This window comes from Achromobacter aegrifaciens (assembly GCF_902859965.1).
GTDB lineage: Bacteria > Pseudomonadota > Gammaproteobacteria > Burkholderiales > Burkholderiaceae_B > Achromobacter > Achromobacter aegrifaciens.
This window is the reverse complement of record NZ_CADIKO010000002.1, coordinates 1,445,630-1,459,819: the sequence shown is the minus strand read 5'-3', so window position 1 is coordinate 1,459,819 and position 14,190 is coordinate 1,445,630. Positions and strand designations below refer to the sequence as shown.

Below are 14,190 nucleotides of genomic sequence, written 5' to 3'. Positions count from 1 at the left end.
CGTGGGTGTAAACACCTATGCAGGACTTCTTATTGCCTATGAAAATGTGTGGAATCCGCGTGCAGTTTCTCTTTGTTGCATTATTGGCACGCATTTTTTAGGATTATGTTGACTTGTGAGGGGAACCTAACGATAGTGTCGGCACACGATCACAAGCGTTGCGATTTTCGTTCAGTGCCGTGCCTTTTCCGGCTCAGCGTTATTGTTCTACTGTCCCCTCCTTGATTGATTCGTGACCTCCGGGCATTTGCCCATTATCTCTAGGAAATACAGTATGGAAACCGGCGTCGTTAAGTGGTTCAACTCGGAAAAGGGCTATGGCTTCATCACTCCGGAAGCGGGTGGTAAGGATCTGTTCGCTCACTTCTCCGAAATTCAGGGCTCGGGCTTCAAGTCTCTGGAAGAGAACCAGCGCGTCAGCTTTGTGACGGCCAACGGCCCCAAGGGCCCGCAAGCTACGAAGATCCAGGTCCTGTAAGGGTCTGAGTTTTCGATAGAAGCCCCCTCGTGGGGCTTTTTTGTTTTCTGCCGCAGCGTTCCTAAACATGGAAAGTATCGCTGCGCTTGTAATCTCAGGGTAATCCCTAGAGTGCGTTATTCAGGTTTCCAAGTCACACCCGATTCATTCATTCGGTGTATGGATCCTAATATGGTGCGCGTCTCTGTTATTGTCGGCCTTGCTTTCGACTTCAGGATATGCGCGCTCATGACTTCTACCCCCGCCACGCAAATCGTTCCGCAACCCCACGAGGTGGTGGCGTTCTGGCGCGATGCCGGCCCGCAACAGTGGTTCAACAAGAGCGCGGACTTCGACGCAGCCTTCCGCGCCCGTTTCGAGGCCGCCCACATGGCTGCGGCCGCGCGCCAGTTGGATGCGTGGCTGGACGACGCCACCGGCGCCTTGGCCCTGATGGTCCTGTTGGACCAGTTTCCGCGCAACGCCTACCGGGGGACGGCGCACATGTTCGCCACGGACCCTTTGGCCCAGTACTTCGCCGACCGGGCCATCGCGGCCGGCCATGATCTGGGGGTGGACCCGCAACTGCGTCAGTTTTTCTACCTGCCCTTCGAGCACGCGGAGAACCTCGCCGCGCAAAACCGCGCCGTGGCCTTGATGGAACCATTGGACGCCGACTCGCTGCGCTGGGCGGTCCTGCATCGCGACATCATCAAGCGCTTCGGGCGCTTTCCCCATCGCAATGCCGCGTTGGGCCGGCAAACTACGCAGGCGGAGCAGGAGTTTCTCGATTCCGGCGGGTTTGCGGGGTAGGCGCACCGCGCGCGGCACGTGGGTCCAGGCGCCTTTCCGGCAGCAGGTATCCGCATGTGTCTACGCGTGCCAAGTTGAAAATTTCCGGGCTGCCTGGCGGTGTCAAACCCGCGCCGGCCTTGCTTCTCCGCTGCTTTGGCGGTGCTCCTGAATTTGCGGATGTTTGACGTTTTTCGGGGTTCGCCAATACACTGGGTTCAGCGAGATTTTCAAGCGACGCGGTCTGCGTTTCACTTGTCGCCGTCAGTGGTACTGCGGTTGCTTCCTCTCCCATCCTTGATGATCTGGCGCCCCGCGAGCAATCGCTTTTTCTAGGTTCAAGGACACTCCATGGCAACCGGCATCGTTAAGTGGTTCAACGCCGAAAAGGGTTATGGTTTCATCATGCCCGATGATGGCAGCAAGGATCTTTTCGCTCACTACTCGGAAATCCGCAGCGAAGGCTACAAGTCGCTGCAGGAAAACCAGCGCGTCACCTTTGAGGTCGGTACCGGCCCCAAGGGTCCCAGCGCAAAGAACATCAAGGTAGCGGCCTGACCTTCGCAGGGCAGCGCCCCGGGCCGGCCCGGCGCTCCGCCCAGAAAAAAGCCCCCGCACGCAATGTGCGGGGGCTTTTTTTGTTGCCGGGCGGGCGCGCCTCTGGGGCGCTTGCCGGCGTCAGTGCTTCGCGTGGTTGGCCGGTGGCGTGGCCAGCTTGTCCACCAGCGCAATTCCCAGCGCCGACAGGATGAAGAGGGCGTGGATGATGGTCTGCCACATCACGCCGGCCTCGGAGAAGCGCGCGTTGGGCGTGCCCAGCGTGCCGGCCTCGATGAAGGTGCGCAGCAGGTGGATCGAGGAGATGCCGATGATGGCCATGGCCAGCTTGACCTTGAGCACGCTGGCGTTCACGTGGCTGAGCCATTCCGGCTGGTCCGGGTGGCCTTGCAGGCGCAGGCGGGACACGAAGGTTTCGTAGCCGCCCACGATCACCATGACCAGCAGGTTCGAGATCATCACCACGTCGATCAGGCCCAGCACGATCAGCATGATCTCCATTTCGCCGAAGCTGCTGGCGTGCGTCACCAGGTGCCAGAGCTCTTTCAGGAACAGCATGACGTAGACGCCTTGCGCGACGATCAATCCCAGGTACAGGGGCAGTTGCAGCCAGCGCGAGCTGAAGATCAGGCTGGGCAGCAGGCCCAGGCGGGGAGGGGTGTTGGAGATCATTTGGGTGCGAGCCCTATGGTGTGTGCGAAAAAATGGCGGGCGCAATTCTATCAACGCCGCGTTGCCGCAGATATCAGTTTCTTTGAGAGGGTCTGATCCAAGGGAATACCCGCTAGCACGATTGCGCAAATCCTGTTCGGGTTTTATGTAAGGAAAACTGGCATTTGCGAAACTGTGTGGCGAAACGCTTGGTGCGCATTGGTCGTATATAGAATTGCGGCCTCGTTCGCATAGAGCCAGTAAAGAGGAGTTTGTTCCCATGAAGATCCGCTACACCGTCGCCGCCCTGGGCGTTGCGCTCGCCCCTTTCTCCGCCTCCCACGCTTTGGACATCGGCGGCCTGGTCGGCGCCGGCAGCAAGGTCGTTCAAGCTGCCACGCTGAGCGATGCCGAGATCAAGACCCTGTCGGACAAGGCTTGCGCCCAGAGCGATTCCCAGGAAAAGATCGCCGCTCCCGGCAGCAAGTACGACGCCCGCCTGCAGAAGATCGCCAAGCAACTGGGCGGCACGGTCAACGGCCAGAAGGCCAGCTACAAGGTCTACATCACCAAGGACGTCAACGCCTGGGCCATGGCCAACGGCTGCATCCGCGTCTACAGCGGCCTGATGGACATGATGACCGACGATGAGGTGATGGGCGTGGTGGGCCACGAAATCGGCCACGTCGCGCTGGGCCACAGCAAGAAGGCGATGCAGACCGCCTACACCGTTTCCGCCGCGCGCGATGCCGCCAATGCGGCAGGCGGCGCCACCGTGGCCGCGCTCAGCTCGTCGCAACTGGGCGACCTGACCGAGAAGTTCATCAACGCGCAGTTCTCGCAGTCGCAGGAAAGCGCCGCCGACGATTACTCGTTCGACCAGCTGCAGGCCAAGGGCTTGAACACCCGCGGCCTGGTGACCGCGTTCCAGAAGCTGGCTGAGCTGGACGGCGGCAAGAGCGACATGATGAGCTCGCATCCGTCCTCGGCCAAGCGCGCGCAGCACATCGAAGAGCGCATCGCCAAGGCCAAATAAGGCTTTCTGGCTGACGTATATTCTCCCGTCCCGGGTGGAAAACGGGGCGCGAGTATCCGGACTTATCCGGGTGCTCGCGCCCCTTTGCGTCAGGGGACCGGAAGTTTCCGGTAAAATGCCCCGTTTATCCGCCCGTCATCTCTTTATCTCTCGGAAAATAGGTCTTTTAATGCAGCCTGTGGTTGAAACCCTCTCCGGCCTGGAGCGCCGTGTTGATCTGGCCGTCTCGGTGGCCGACGTCGAAAAGGAAGTCCAGGCGCAATTGAAGCGCGTGGCCCGGACCGCCAAGGTCCCCGGCTTCCGTCCGGGCAAAGCTCCGCTCGCCATGCTCGAGCGCAGCCATGGCCCCGGCATCCGCTACGACGTGATCAATAGCCAAGTTGGCCGTGCCTTTGAACAAGCTGTCGATGGCGCCAAGCTGCGCGTCGCCGGCGCCCCGAACCTCGAGCCCAAGACTGAAGGCGTTGCCGACGACACGCTGGCGTTCACCGCCACGTTCGAGGTCTACCCCGAAGTCGCCGTGCCGGATCTGTCGGCCCTGGCCGTCACCCGCTACGAAACGGCCGTCACCGACGCCGAAGTGCAGCAGACCCTGGACGTCCTGCGCAAGCAGCGCGCCACGTTCGAAGCCCGTGAAGGCCGCGCCTCGCAAGACGGCGACCGCGTCACGCTGGACTTCGCCGGCACCATCGACGGCGTGCCGTTCGAAGGCGGCAAGGCCGAAGCCTTCCCGTTCGTGCTCGGCCAAGGCCGCATGCTGCCGGAATTCGAAGAAGCCGCCCGCGGCCTGAAGGCTGGCGAAAGCAAGGTCTTCCCGCTCAAGTTCCCCGATGACTACCAGGGCAAGGAAGTTGCCGGCAAGACCGCCGAATTCACCATTACCGTCAAGGAAGTGGCTGAAGGCGTGCTGCCCGAACTGAACGGCGAATTCGCCAAGTCCCTCGGCCAGGCCGAAGGCGACTTCGAAAAGCTGAAGGCCGACATCCGCAGCAACATCGAGCGCGAAGTCAAGGTCCGTTCGGCTGGCCGCACCAAGTCCAGCGTCATGGACGCCCTGGTCGAAGCCGGCAAGTTCGACGTGCCGAAGGCCCTGGTCGACAACGACGTGCAAGGCCGTGTCGCCGCCGCCCGCGAAGAGCTGAAGCAGCGCGGCATCCCCAACGCCGAATCCGTGCCGATCCCGGCCGAAGCCTTCGCCACCGAGTCCGAGCGCCGCGTGCGCCTGGGCCTGCTGGTGTCGGAACTGGTCAAGCAAGCCCAGCTGCAAGCCAAGCCCGAACAAGTCCGTGCGCGTATCGAAGAGTTCGCCGAGAACTACGAACAACCCGCACAGGTTGTCAGCTATTACCTGGCCGACCGCCAGCGTCGTGCTGAAATCGAGGCTATCGTGCTGGAAGACAATGTCGTCGCGCACGTGCTTGAAAAGGCCAAGGTCACCGAAGAGAAGGTGCCTTTCGATCAGTTGATGGGGATGGCGTAACACTATGCAGAGATTCACCGATTTCTATGCGGCAATGAATGGCGGGTCTTCGGTGACCCCCACCGGCCTGGGCTACATTCCCATGGTGATCGAGCAGTCGGGGCGCGGCGAACGCGCCTACGACATCTATTCGCGTCTGCTCCGCGAGCGGCTCATTTTCCTGGTGGGTCCGGTCAATGACGCAACGGCCAACCTGGTCGTGGCGCAGTTGCTGTTCCTGGAATCGGAGAATCCTGACAAGGACATTTCCCTGTACATCAACTCGCCCGGCGGGTCGGTGTATGCGGGAATGGCCATCTTTGACACCATGCAATTCGTCAAGCCGGACGTGTCCACCCTTTGCACCGGCCTGGCGGCCAGCATGGGCGCGTTCCTGCTGGCGGCAGGCAAGAAGGGCAAGCGCTTCACGCTGCCCAACTCGCGCATCATGATCCACCAGCCCTCGGGCGGCGCCCAGGGGCAGGCCTCGGACATCCAGATCCAGGCTCGCGAGATCCTGGACCTGCGTGAACGCCTGAACCGCATCCTGGCCGACAATACCGGCCAGACCATGGAACGCATCGGCATAGACACGGAGCGTGACAACTTCATGTCGGCCGAAGATGCGGTATCGTATGGACTGGTGGACAAGGTTATGACCTCCCGCTCGGAAGGCTGACTTCCCGGTTGACCCGAACCCGCTGCCACCACGTTTGAGTAAGCGCATGCGCTAGGCCTTTAGCCGGCCTGGCGCATCTTTACCTGAGATACGAACATATATGCCTGAAAAAAAGGGATCGGCAGACGCAAAAGTGCTGCATTGCTCGTTTTGCAATAAAAGCCAGCATGAAGTCCGCAAGCTGATCGCGGGTCCGTCGGTATTCATCTGCGATGAATGCATAGATCTTTGCAACGACATCATCCGCGAGGAGGCGCAAGCCACCGCGCGCGCGGCGATTCGTTCCGAACTGCCCACTCCGGCTGAAATCAAGACCTTCCTCGACCAGTACGTCATTGGGCAGAACTCGCCCAAGCGCATGCTGGCCGTGGCCGTCTACAACCATTACAAGCGCATCCGCCACGGCGAGATCAAGGGCGACGAAGTCGAGCTCTCCAAGAGCAACATCATGCTGATCGGCCCCACCGGGTCGGGCAAGACGCTCCTGGCCCAGACGCTGGCGCGCATGCTGAACGTGCCCTTCGTCATGGCCGACGCCACCACGCTGACCGAGGCCGGTTACGTGGGCGAAGACGTCGAGAACATCATTCAGAAGTTGCTGCAGAACTGCAACTACGAAGTGGAAAAGGCGCAGCGCGCCATCATCTACATCGACGAAATCGACAAGATTTCGCGCAAGTCCGACAACCCGTCCATTACGCGCGACGTATCGGGCGAGGGCGTGCAGCAGGCCTTGCTGAAACTGATCGAAGGCACGGTCGCCTCGGTGCCCCCGCAGGGCGGCCGCAAGCACCCGAACCAGGACTTCGTCCAGGTCGACACGACCAACATCCTGTTCATCGTGGGCGGCGCCTTCGACGGACTGGAAAAGGTCATCCGCGACCGCACCGAGAAATCGGGCATCGGCTTTTCGGCCTCGGTGCGCGCCAAGTCGGAGCGCGGCGTGGGCGAACTGTTCTCCGAAGTCGAACCCGAAGACCTGATCAAGTTCGGCCTGATCCCCGAACTGGTTGGCCGTCTGCCGGTGGTCGCAACCCTGGACGAGCTGGACGAAGCGGCCCTGGTGCAAATCCTGACCGAGCCCAAGAATGCCTTGCTCAAGCAGTTCCAGAAGCTGTTCGCCATGGAAGGCGCCGAGCTCGACGTGCGTCCCGCCGCCCTGAAGGCGATCGCCCGCAAGGCGCTGCGCCGCAAGACGGGCGCGCGCGGTCTGCGTTCCATCATCGAGCAGGCCCTGCTCGACACCATGTATGACCTGCCTTCCCAGGGCAACGTCAAGCGCGTGGTGCTGGACGAGAACGCGATCGAAGGCGAGGGCAAGCCATTGCTCATCTACGCCGACGAGGACGCGGCTTCAGACAAGCCAGAGCGCGGAGAAGTCCGCGACGCCGCAGCCTGATATTTCAAAAAAGCCCGTTCCTGTAACGGGTTTTTTTGCCTAAGGCGCATTCCCGGGTGCAAACACGCTTTTCCTGCAGGCGCGACGCTTGCATACTGAGGGTGCCGCCCCGCGGTTTTTTTCAGCCTTTGGGGGATCCAGGCGCCGAGATCTTGAATTTTCGGCTATTGTTCCCATAACAGACGTAACCGACGTGGATTGTCCGGGTATACCCAGGCCTCCCGTCCCCGATACGCCGAGTCATACCGAGGAACCTCCTATGTCTGCCAGCCAGACCCTGCCTTCCGACCCGATCGACCTGCCCCTGCTTCCACTGCGCGATGTCGTGGTGTTTCCGCACATGGTCATCCCGCTGTTCGTCGGCCGTCCGCGCTCTATCCGCGCGCTCGAGGTTGCGATGGAAGCGGGCAAGAGCATCATGCTGGTGGCCCAGAAATCCGCCGGCAAGGATGATCCCACCCCCGAAGACGTCTACGAGATCGGCTGCGTAGCCGGCATCCTGCAGATGCTCAAGCTGCCCGACGGCACCGTCAAGGTGCTGGTCGAAGGCACCCAGCGCGCCCGCATCAACAGCATCGAAGATGCCGATTCGCATTTCACCTGCCAGGTGTCGCCGATCGAACCGGACGCCATGCAAGGCTCCGAGACCGAAGCTTTGCGCCGCGCCATCGTCGCGCAGTTCGAGCAGTACGTAAAACTGAACAAGAAGATCCCCCCGGAGATCCTGACCTCGCTGGCTGGCATCGATGATGCCGGACGCCTGGCCGACACGATCGCCGCGCATCTTCCCTTGAAGCTCGAGCAGAAGCAGAAGATGCTCGAGATCGTTGGCACCTCCGAGCGCCTCGAAGGTCTGCTCACGCAACTCGAAACCGAAATCGACATCCTCCAGGTCGAAAAGCGGATTCGCGGCCGCGTGAAGAAGCAGATGGAAAAGAGCCAGCGCGACTACTACCTGAATGAGCAGGTCAAGGCCATTCAGAAGGAGTTGGGCGAAGGCGAAGAGGGCGCGGACATCGAAGAGCTCGAAAAGAAGATCATCGCTGCCCATATGCCCAAAGAGGCGCGCAAGAAGGCCGATGCCGAGCTCAAGAAGCTCAAGCTCATGTCGCCCATGTCGGCCGAAGCCACCGTGGTGCGCAACTACATCGATACGCTCATCAACCTCCCCTGGAGGAAGAAGAGCAAGATCAACAATTCCATCAGCAACGCCGAAACGGTGCTGGACAACGACCACTACGGTCTGGAAAAGGTCAAGGAACGGATCCTGGAATACCTTGCCGTGCAACAGCGCGTGGACAAGGTGAAGGCGCCGATCCTGTGCCTGGTCGGCCCTCCGGGCGTGGGCAAGACCTCGCTCGGCCAATCGATCGCCAAGGCGACGAACCGCAAGTTCGTGCGCATGGCGCTGGGCGGCGTGCGCGACGAAGCCGAAATCCGCGGCCACCGTCGTACGTACATCGGCTCCATGCCGGGCAAGATCGTCCAGAACATGTCGAAGGTCGGCGTGCGCAATCCCTTGTTCCTGCTCGATGAAATCGACAAGCTGGGCATGGATTTCCGCGGCGATCCCTCGTCGGCGCTGCTCGAGGTGCTGGACCCGGAACAGAACCACACGTTCCAGGACCACTACATCGAAGTCGACTTCGACCTGTCCGACGTCATGTTCGTGGCTACCAGCAACACGCTGAATATTCCGCCGGCGCTGCTGGACCGCATGGAAGTGATCCGCCTGTCGGGTTACACCGAGGAAGAGAAGATCCACATCGCCCGCGACCATCTGCTGCCCAAGCTGATGAAGAACAACGGCGTGAAGGATAGCGAACTCACGGTCGACGACAGCGCGCTGCGCGACATCGTGCGCTACTACACCCGCGAAGCCGGTGTGCGTGCGCTCGAACGCGAAGTGGGCAAGATCTGCCGCAAGGTCATCAAGCAGTTGCTGACCCAGAGCGACCGCGCCAAGGCCGAAGGCAAGACCGCCGAGGTCAAGCCGGTCAACGTCACGGGCGACAACCTGAGCGATTTCCTGGGCGTGCGCCGTTACGCCTTCGGCATGGCCGAAAAGGAAAACCAGATCGGTCAGGTGACGGGTCTGGCCTGGACGGAAGTTGGCGGCGACCTGCTGACGATCGAAGTCGCGGACATGCCGGGCAAGGGCGTCATCCAACGCACCGGTTCGCTGGGCGACGTGATGAAGGAGTCGGTCGAGGCGGCCCGCACCGTGGTGCGTTCCCGCGCCCGCCGTCTGGGCTTTGCCGACAGCGTCTTCGAAAAGCACGACATGCACGTGCACGTGCCGGAAGGCGCCACGCCCAAGGACGGTCCGTCCGCGGGTATCGCGATCACCACGGCCATGGTGTCGGCCTTGTCGCGCATCCCGGTGCGCGCCGATGTCGCCATGACCGGCGAGATCACGCTGCGCGGCGAAGTCCTGCCCATCGGCGGCCTGAAGGAAAAGCTGCTGGCGGCTCACCGTGGCGGTATCAAGACGGTCTTGATCCCGGAAGAAAACGTCAAGGATTTGGCGGAGATCCCGGACAACGTCAAGAACCACCTTGAGATCGTGCCGGTGCGCTGGATCGACAAGGTGCTGGAACTGGCGCTGGAGCGCCTGCCGGAGCCCCTGGCCGAGGAAGAAGCGGTCAAGGAACCCCTGGTGGCCAAGCCTGCCGAACCTGGTTCGACCGACCCGGTGCTCAAGCACTGATGGACACCGGGAGGGACGCCGCCGGTAAGCGGCGCCCCTTCTGGATCAAGCTTCCAACAAAAAACCCCGTCAATTTCTTGGCGGGGTTTTTTTCATGCCGCGCGCAAACGCGGGAGTAGTGGGGGCTAGTGCAGCGCGTGCGTGCGGATCAGGCCCACCGCGATGCCTTCCAACGCGAAATCCTGGCCGGCTTCGACCACGATGGGTTCGAAGTCGGGATTTTCGGGCAATAGTTCGATGTGGCCGTTCTGGCGCTGCAAGCGTTTGACCGTGACGTCGTCGCCCAGGCGGGCCACCACGATCTGGCCGTTGCGGGCTTCCGAGGCTTTCTTTACGGCGAGCAGGTCGCCTTCCAGGATGCCGGCGTCACGCATGCTCATGCCGCGCACCTTGAGCAGGTAGTCGGGCGTCTGGGCGAACAGATTGGGATCGACGCCAACCTCGCGTTCGACGTGCTCGGCAGCCAGGATGGGGCTGCCTGCGGCCACGCGGCCGACCAGCGGCAGCAGCAACTGCGCCAGGCCCGGCATGGGCAGCGAGCTTTGCGTGGGAGCAGGGGAGGTGTCTTTCAGGCGGATGCCGCGGGACGCGCCGGCCGTCAGTTCGATGGCGCCCTTGCGGGCAAGCGCCTTGAGATGATCTTCCGCCGCGTTGGGGGAGCGGAAACCCAGGGCCAGGGCAATTTCGGCACGCGTCGGCGGGAAGCCGGTGCGAGTGACGGTCTGCCTGATGAGATCCAGGATTTGTTGTTGGCGATCAGTGAGTTTGCTGGCCATGGCGATGATCCGGTGCTAGCGGACTGTACATATATACAGCGCCATTCTGGGGGACGCAGCGCAAAAAAGCAAGCCGGTCTGGACCAAAAGAAGAAGCCGGTCCGGACCAAAAGAAAAACGGGACCCGAAGGTCCCGTTCCTGACGGCAGGCCCGCGTGGGCCTGTGCGCTGCAAATGGCTTACAGCACGGCCGCGATGCCCTTGGCGACCTTGTCGATGTTGCCGCTGTTCAGCGCGGCCACGCAGATGCGGCCGCTGGAGACGGCATACACGCCATGCTCTTCGCGCAGGCGATCCACTTGCGCCGCGGTCAGGCCCGAGTACGAGAACATGCCGCGCTGCTGCAGCACGAAACTGAAGTCCTGCTTGCCGCCGTGTTCCTTGATCTTGTCGACCAGTTGCTTGCGCATCAGGCGGATGCGGTCGCGCATGCCGGCGAGTTCCTCTTCCCACATCGCGAAGAGTTCAGGCGTGTTCAGGACCGTCGACACCACCGTGCCGCCATGGGTGGGCGGGTTGGAGTAGTTGGTGCGGATCACGCGCTTGAGCTGGCTCAGCACGCGGGTGGCTTCGTCCTTGCTGCCGGCGACGACCGTCAGCGCGCCGACGCGCTCGCCGTACAGCGAGAACGACTTCGAGAACGAGGAGCTGATGAACATGGTCAGGTCCAGATCGGCAAACATGCGCACGACCGAAGCGTCTTCGGTCAGGCCGTCGCCGAAGCCCTGGTAGGCGATGTCCAGGAACGGGACCAGATTGTTTTCCTTCACGACGGCCGCGATCTGCTTCCACTGGTCGGCGGTGGGGTCCACGCCGGTCGGGTTGTGGCAGCAGGCATGCAGCACGACGACGGTCTTGGCCGGCGCGGCCTTCAGGTCGGCCAGCATGGCATCGAAGTTCAAACCGCGCGTGGCGGCGTCGTAGTACGAATAGGTACCGACTTCGAAACCGGCGCGCTCGAACAGGGCGCGGTGGTTTTCCCAGCTGGGGTCGCTGATCAGGACCTTGGAGGTCGGCAGCAGCTGGCGCAGGAAGTCAGCGCCGATCTTCAGCGCGCCGGTGCCGCCCAGGGCCTGAGTGGTCAGCACGCGGCCGGCGGCGGCCAGCGCGGAATCCTTGCCCAGCAGCAGGGCTTGCGCGCCGTTGTTGTAACCGGCGATGCCTTCGATCGGCAGGTAGCCGCGGGCGGCGGCGGCTTCGATGCGGGCGGCTTCGGCCTTGCGGACCGCGCCCAGCAGGGGGATGCGACCCTGATCGTCGTAGTACACGCCCACGCCCAGATTGACTTTACCGGGACGCGTATCAGCGTTGTATTGTTCGTTCAGGCCAAGAATGGGGTCGCGCGGGGCGAGTTCGACGGAATCGAAAAGGGTGCTCATGGGAGTCTGATGAGGTGGGTGGACGCAGTACAGGCTGCTGTGGATAATGAGGGGTTTACCCTGGAAGAGTCTAGCATGCCTAAGAGCGCAATAGACCCGATTACGGCGGGGGCCGCAGCGAACCTGGCGGCCGATCCCGCGGCGGCATCGGCCGTGGCGGATCCGTCCGCGCCAGGCCCTGGATTCATCGATTTCCCGGGCAGCCCGTTCCATCTGTACCAACCCTATCCGCCGGCGGGCGATCAGCCCACCGCCATCGAGGGGTTGACCCAAGGGGTCGAAGACGGCCTGATGTTCCAGACGCTGTTGGGCGTGACGGGCTCCGGCAAGACCTACACCATGGCCAACGTCATCGCCCGCATGGGGCGCCCGGCGCTGGTACTGGCCCCCAATAAGACCCTGGCCGCCCAGCTGTACGCCGAAATGCGGGAGTTCTTCCCGAAGAACGCCGTCGAGTACTTCGTTTCGTACTACGACTACTACCAGCCCGAGGCGTACGTCCCCACGCGCGACCTGTTCATTGAAAAGGATTCGTCCATCAATGAGCACATCGAACAGATGCGGTTGTCGGCGACCAAGAGCCTGCTGGAACGCCGCGACACCATCATCGTGGGCACCGTGTCCTGCATCTACGGTATCGGCAACCCCGGCGACTACCACGCCATGGTGCTGATCCTGCGCGCCGGCGACCAGATCTCGCGCCGCGAGATCCTGGCCCGCCTGGTCGCCATGCAGTACACCCGCAATGACGCCGAGTTCACCCGCGGCGTTTTCCGGGTGCGTGGCGAGACCATCGACATCTTTCCGGCGGAAAGCCCGGAACTGGCGCTGCGCCTGACGCTGTTCGACGACGAGATCGAAAGCCTGGAGCTGTTCGATCCGCTGACCGGCCGCATCCGCCAGAAGCTGCCGCGTTTCACTGTCTACCCCGGTTCGCACTACGTCACGCCGCGCGACACCGTGCTGCGCGCCATCGAGACCATCAAGGAAGAGCTGCGCGAACGGGTCAAGCGCTTCGTCGACGACGGTCATCTGGTCGAAGCCCAGCGGCTGGAGCAGCGCACCCGTTTCGACCTGGAAATGCTGCAGGAGCTGGGCTTCTGCAAAGGCATCGAAAACTATTCCCGCCACCTGTCGGGCGCGGCGCCGGGCGAACCGCCGCCCACCCTCATCGACTACCTGCCGTCCGATGCGCTCATGTTCATCGACGAAAGCCACGTCACCATCGGCCAGTTGGGCGGCATGTACCGGGGCGACCGGGCGCGCAAGGAAACGCTGGTGCAGTACGGTTTCCGCCTGCCGTCGGCCCTGGACAACCGGCCGCTGAAGCTCGAGGAATTCGAGGCCCGGATGCGCCAGTGCGTGTTCGTGTCGGCTACGCCGGCCGCCTACGAGAAAGAGCACACCGACAATGTGGTGGAGCAGGTGGTCCGGCCTACGGGCCTGGTGGACCCGCTGGTCCAGGTCTTGCCCGCCCGCACCCAGGTCGACGATCTGCTCGGGCAGATCAAGGCGCGCGTGGCGCAAGCGGAGCGCGTGCTGGTCACCACCCTGACCAAGCGCATGGCGGAGGATCTCACCGACTTCCTCAGCGAGCATGGCGTGCGCGTGCGCTACCTGCATTCGGATATCGACACTGTCGAACGTGTCGAAATCATCCGCGACCTGCGTCTGGGCACCTTTGACGTGCTGGTGGGGATCAACCTGCTGCGCGAAGGGCTGGATATTCCCGAAGTGTCGCTGGTGGCGATCCTGGACGCCGACAAGGAAGGCTTCCTGCGTTCGGAGCGCAGCCTGATCCAGACCATCGGGCGCGCGGCGCGCAACCTCAATGGCCACGCCATCCTCTATGCGGACCGCATCACCGATTCAATGCAACGCGCCATGGAGGAAACCGAGAGGCGGCGTGCCAAGCAGCTGAAATTCAATGCCGACCATGGCATTACCGCCCGGGGCGTGCAAAAGGCCGTGCGGGAACTGATCGATGGCGTTGTCGCTCCAACCCAGCACGATGCGCTCGAGGCCGCGGTTCCGGCCGAGTTCCTGAAGGACGAAAAGGCCCTGGCTCGCGAGATCAAGCGCCTGGAAAAGCTGATGATGGATCATGCCCGAAACCTGGAGTTCGAACAGGCTGCCGCGGCGCGCGATGCGCTGACCGCGCTGAAGCAGCGCGTGCTGCTGGATGGGGCGGTGTAGCGGCGAAATCATGTCTGAATGTTTCTATATGCTGACAGGCGGCTGAATATGCCGGAAATCTGCTGCGTTGCAATCAGGCTGCCACGATTCGTCCGAAT

At 62.3% G+C, this 14,190-nt stretch carries 12 protein-coding genes; 9 read left to right on the top strand and 3 right to left on the bottom strand.

Features of this window, described 5'->3' with window-relative positions:
- The first annotated feature begins 274 nt into the window (after positions 1-274).
- The 3 genes from HV793_RS17950 (at position 275) to HV793_RS17940 (ending at position 1,807) form a co-directional block, all read left to right on the top strand.
- Positions 275-478, top strand: coding sequence for a cold-shock protein (locus tag HV793_RS17950; protein ID WP_006220190.1), 204 nt, complete (start codon positions 275-277; stop codon positions 476-478).
- Between the two features lie 228 nt (positions 479-706).
- Positions 707-1,270 carry a DUF924 family protein gene (locus HV793_RS17945; RefSeq protein ID WP_054456086.1) on the top strand — a complete coding sequence of 188 codons (564 nt, stop codon included), beginning with the start codon at positions 707-709 and terminating at the stop codon, positions 1,268-1,270.
- 330 nt (positions 1,271-1,600) lie between these two features.
- A complete protein-coding gene (locus HV793_RS17940) occupies positions 1,601-1,807 on the top strand; it encodes a cold-shock protein (RefSeq protein WP_006225311.1) in 207 nt (68 codons plus the stop codon).
- A 120-nt stretch (positions 1,808-1,927) separates the two neighbouring features.
- Here the strand turns inward: HV793_RS17940 and HV793_RS17935 are convergent, their stop codons facing one another.
- Positions 1,928-2,479 (bottom strand): TIGR00645 family protein, encoded by a 552-nt coding sequence (locus HV793_RS17935; RefSeq protein WP_054456088.1) that lies wholly within the window; start codon positions 2,477-2,479, stop codon positions 1,928-1,930.
- Positions 2,480-2,738: 259 nt separating this feature from the next.
- Here HV793_RS17935 and loiP point away from each other — a divergent pair, with 259 nt between their 5' ends.
- The 5 genes from loiP to lon all read left to right on the top strand — a co-directional run bounded on the left by loiP (position 2,739) and on the right by lon (position 9,741).
- Positions 2,739-3,494: a metalloprotease LoiP gene (gene loiP, locus HV793_RS17930; RefSeq protein WP_119449349.1), complete on the top strand. Its 756-nt coding sequence runs from the start codon at positions 2,739-2,741 to the stop codon at positions 3,492-3,494.
- A 169-nt stretch (positions 3,495-3,663) separates the two neighbouring features.
- Positions 3,664-4,974 carry a trigger factor gene (gene tig, locus HV793_RS17925; RefSeq protein ID WP_175213689.1) on the top strand — a complete coding sequence of 437 codons (1,311 nt, stop codon included), beginning with the start codon at positions 3,664-3,666 and terminating at the stop codon, positions 4,972-4,974.
- A 4-nt stretch (positions 4,975-4,978) separates the two neighbouring features.
- Complete coding sequence (clpP, locus tag HV793_RS17920; RefSeq protein WP_054456095.1) at positions 4,979-5,632, top strand: ATP-dependent Clp endopeptidase proteolytic subunit ClpP; 654 nt, start codon at positions 4,979-4,981, stop codon at positions 5,630-5,632.
- Between the two features lie 100 nt (positions 5,633-5,732).
- Positions 5,733-7,031 carry an ATP-dependent Clp protease ATP-binding subunit ClpX gene (gene clpX / locus HV793_RS17915; RefSeq protein WP_054456097.1) on the top strand — a complete coding sequence of 433 codons (1,299 nt, stop codon included), beginning with the start codon at positions 5,733-5,735 and terminating at the stop codon, positions 7,029-7,031.
- Between the two features lie 259 nt (positions 7,032-7,290).
- Complete coding sequence (lon, locus tag HV793_RS17910; protein WP_054456099.1) at positions 7,291-9,741, top strand: endopeptidase La; 2,451 nt, start codon at positions 7,291-7,293, stop codon at positions 9,739-9,741.
- Between the two features lie 125 nt (positions 9,742-9,866).
- Here the strand turns inward: lon and lexA are convergent, their stop codons facing one another.
- Both lexA and HV793_RS17900 read right to left on the bottom strand, forming a co-directional pair.
- Positions 9,867-10,517, bottom strand: coding sequence for a transcriptional repressor LexA (gene lexA / locus HV793_RS17905; protein WP_054456101.1), 651 nt, complete (start codon positions 10,515-10,517; stop codon positions 9,867-9,869).
- Positions 10,518-10,696: 179 nt separating this feature from the next.
- A complete protein-coding gene (locus HV793_RS17900) occupies positions 10,697-11,896 on the bottom strand; it encodes an amino acid aminotransferase (protein ID WP_054456103.1) in 1,200 nt (399 codons plus the stop codon).
- A gap of 75 nt (positions 11,897-11,971) precedes the next feature.
- Between HV793_RS17900 and uvrB the strand changes: the two genes are divergently transcribed.
- Positions 11,972-14,092, top strand: coding sequence for an excinuclease ABC subunit UvrB (gene uvrB, locus HV793_RS17895; RefSeq protein WP_225588755.1), 2,121 nt, complete (start codon positions 11,972-11,974; stop codon positions 14,090-14,092).
- Positions 14,093-14,190: the final 98 nt, after the last annotated feature.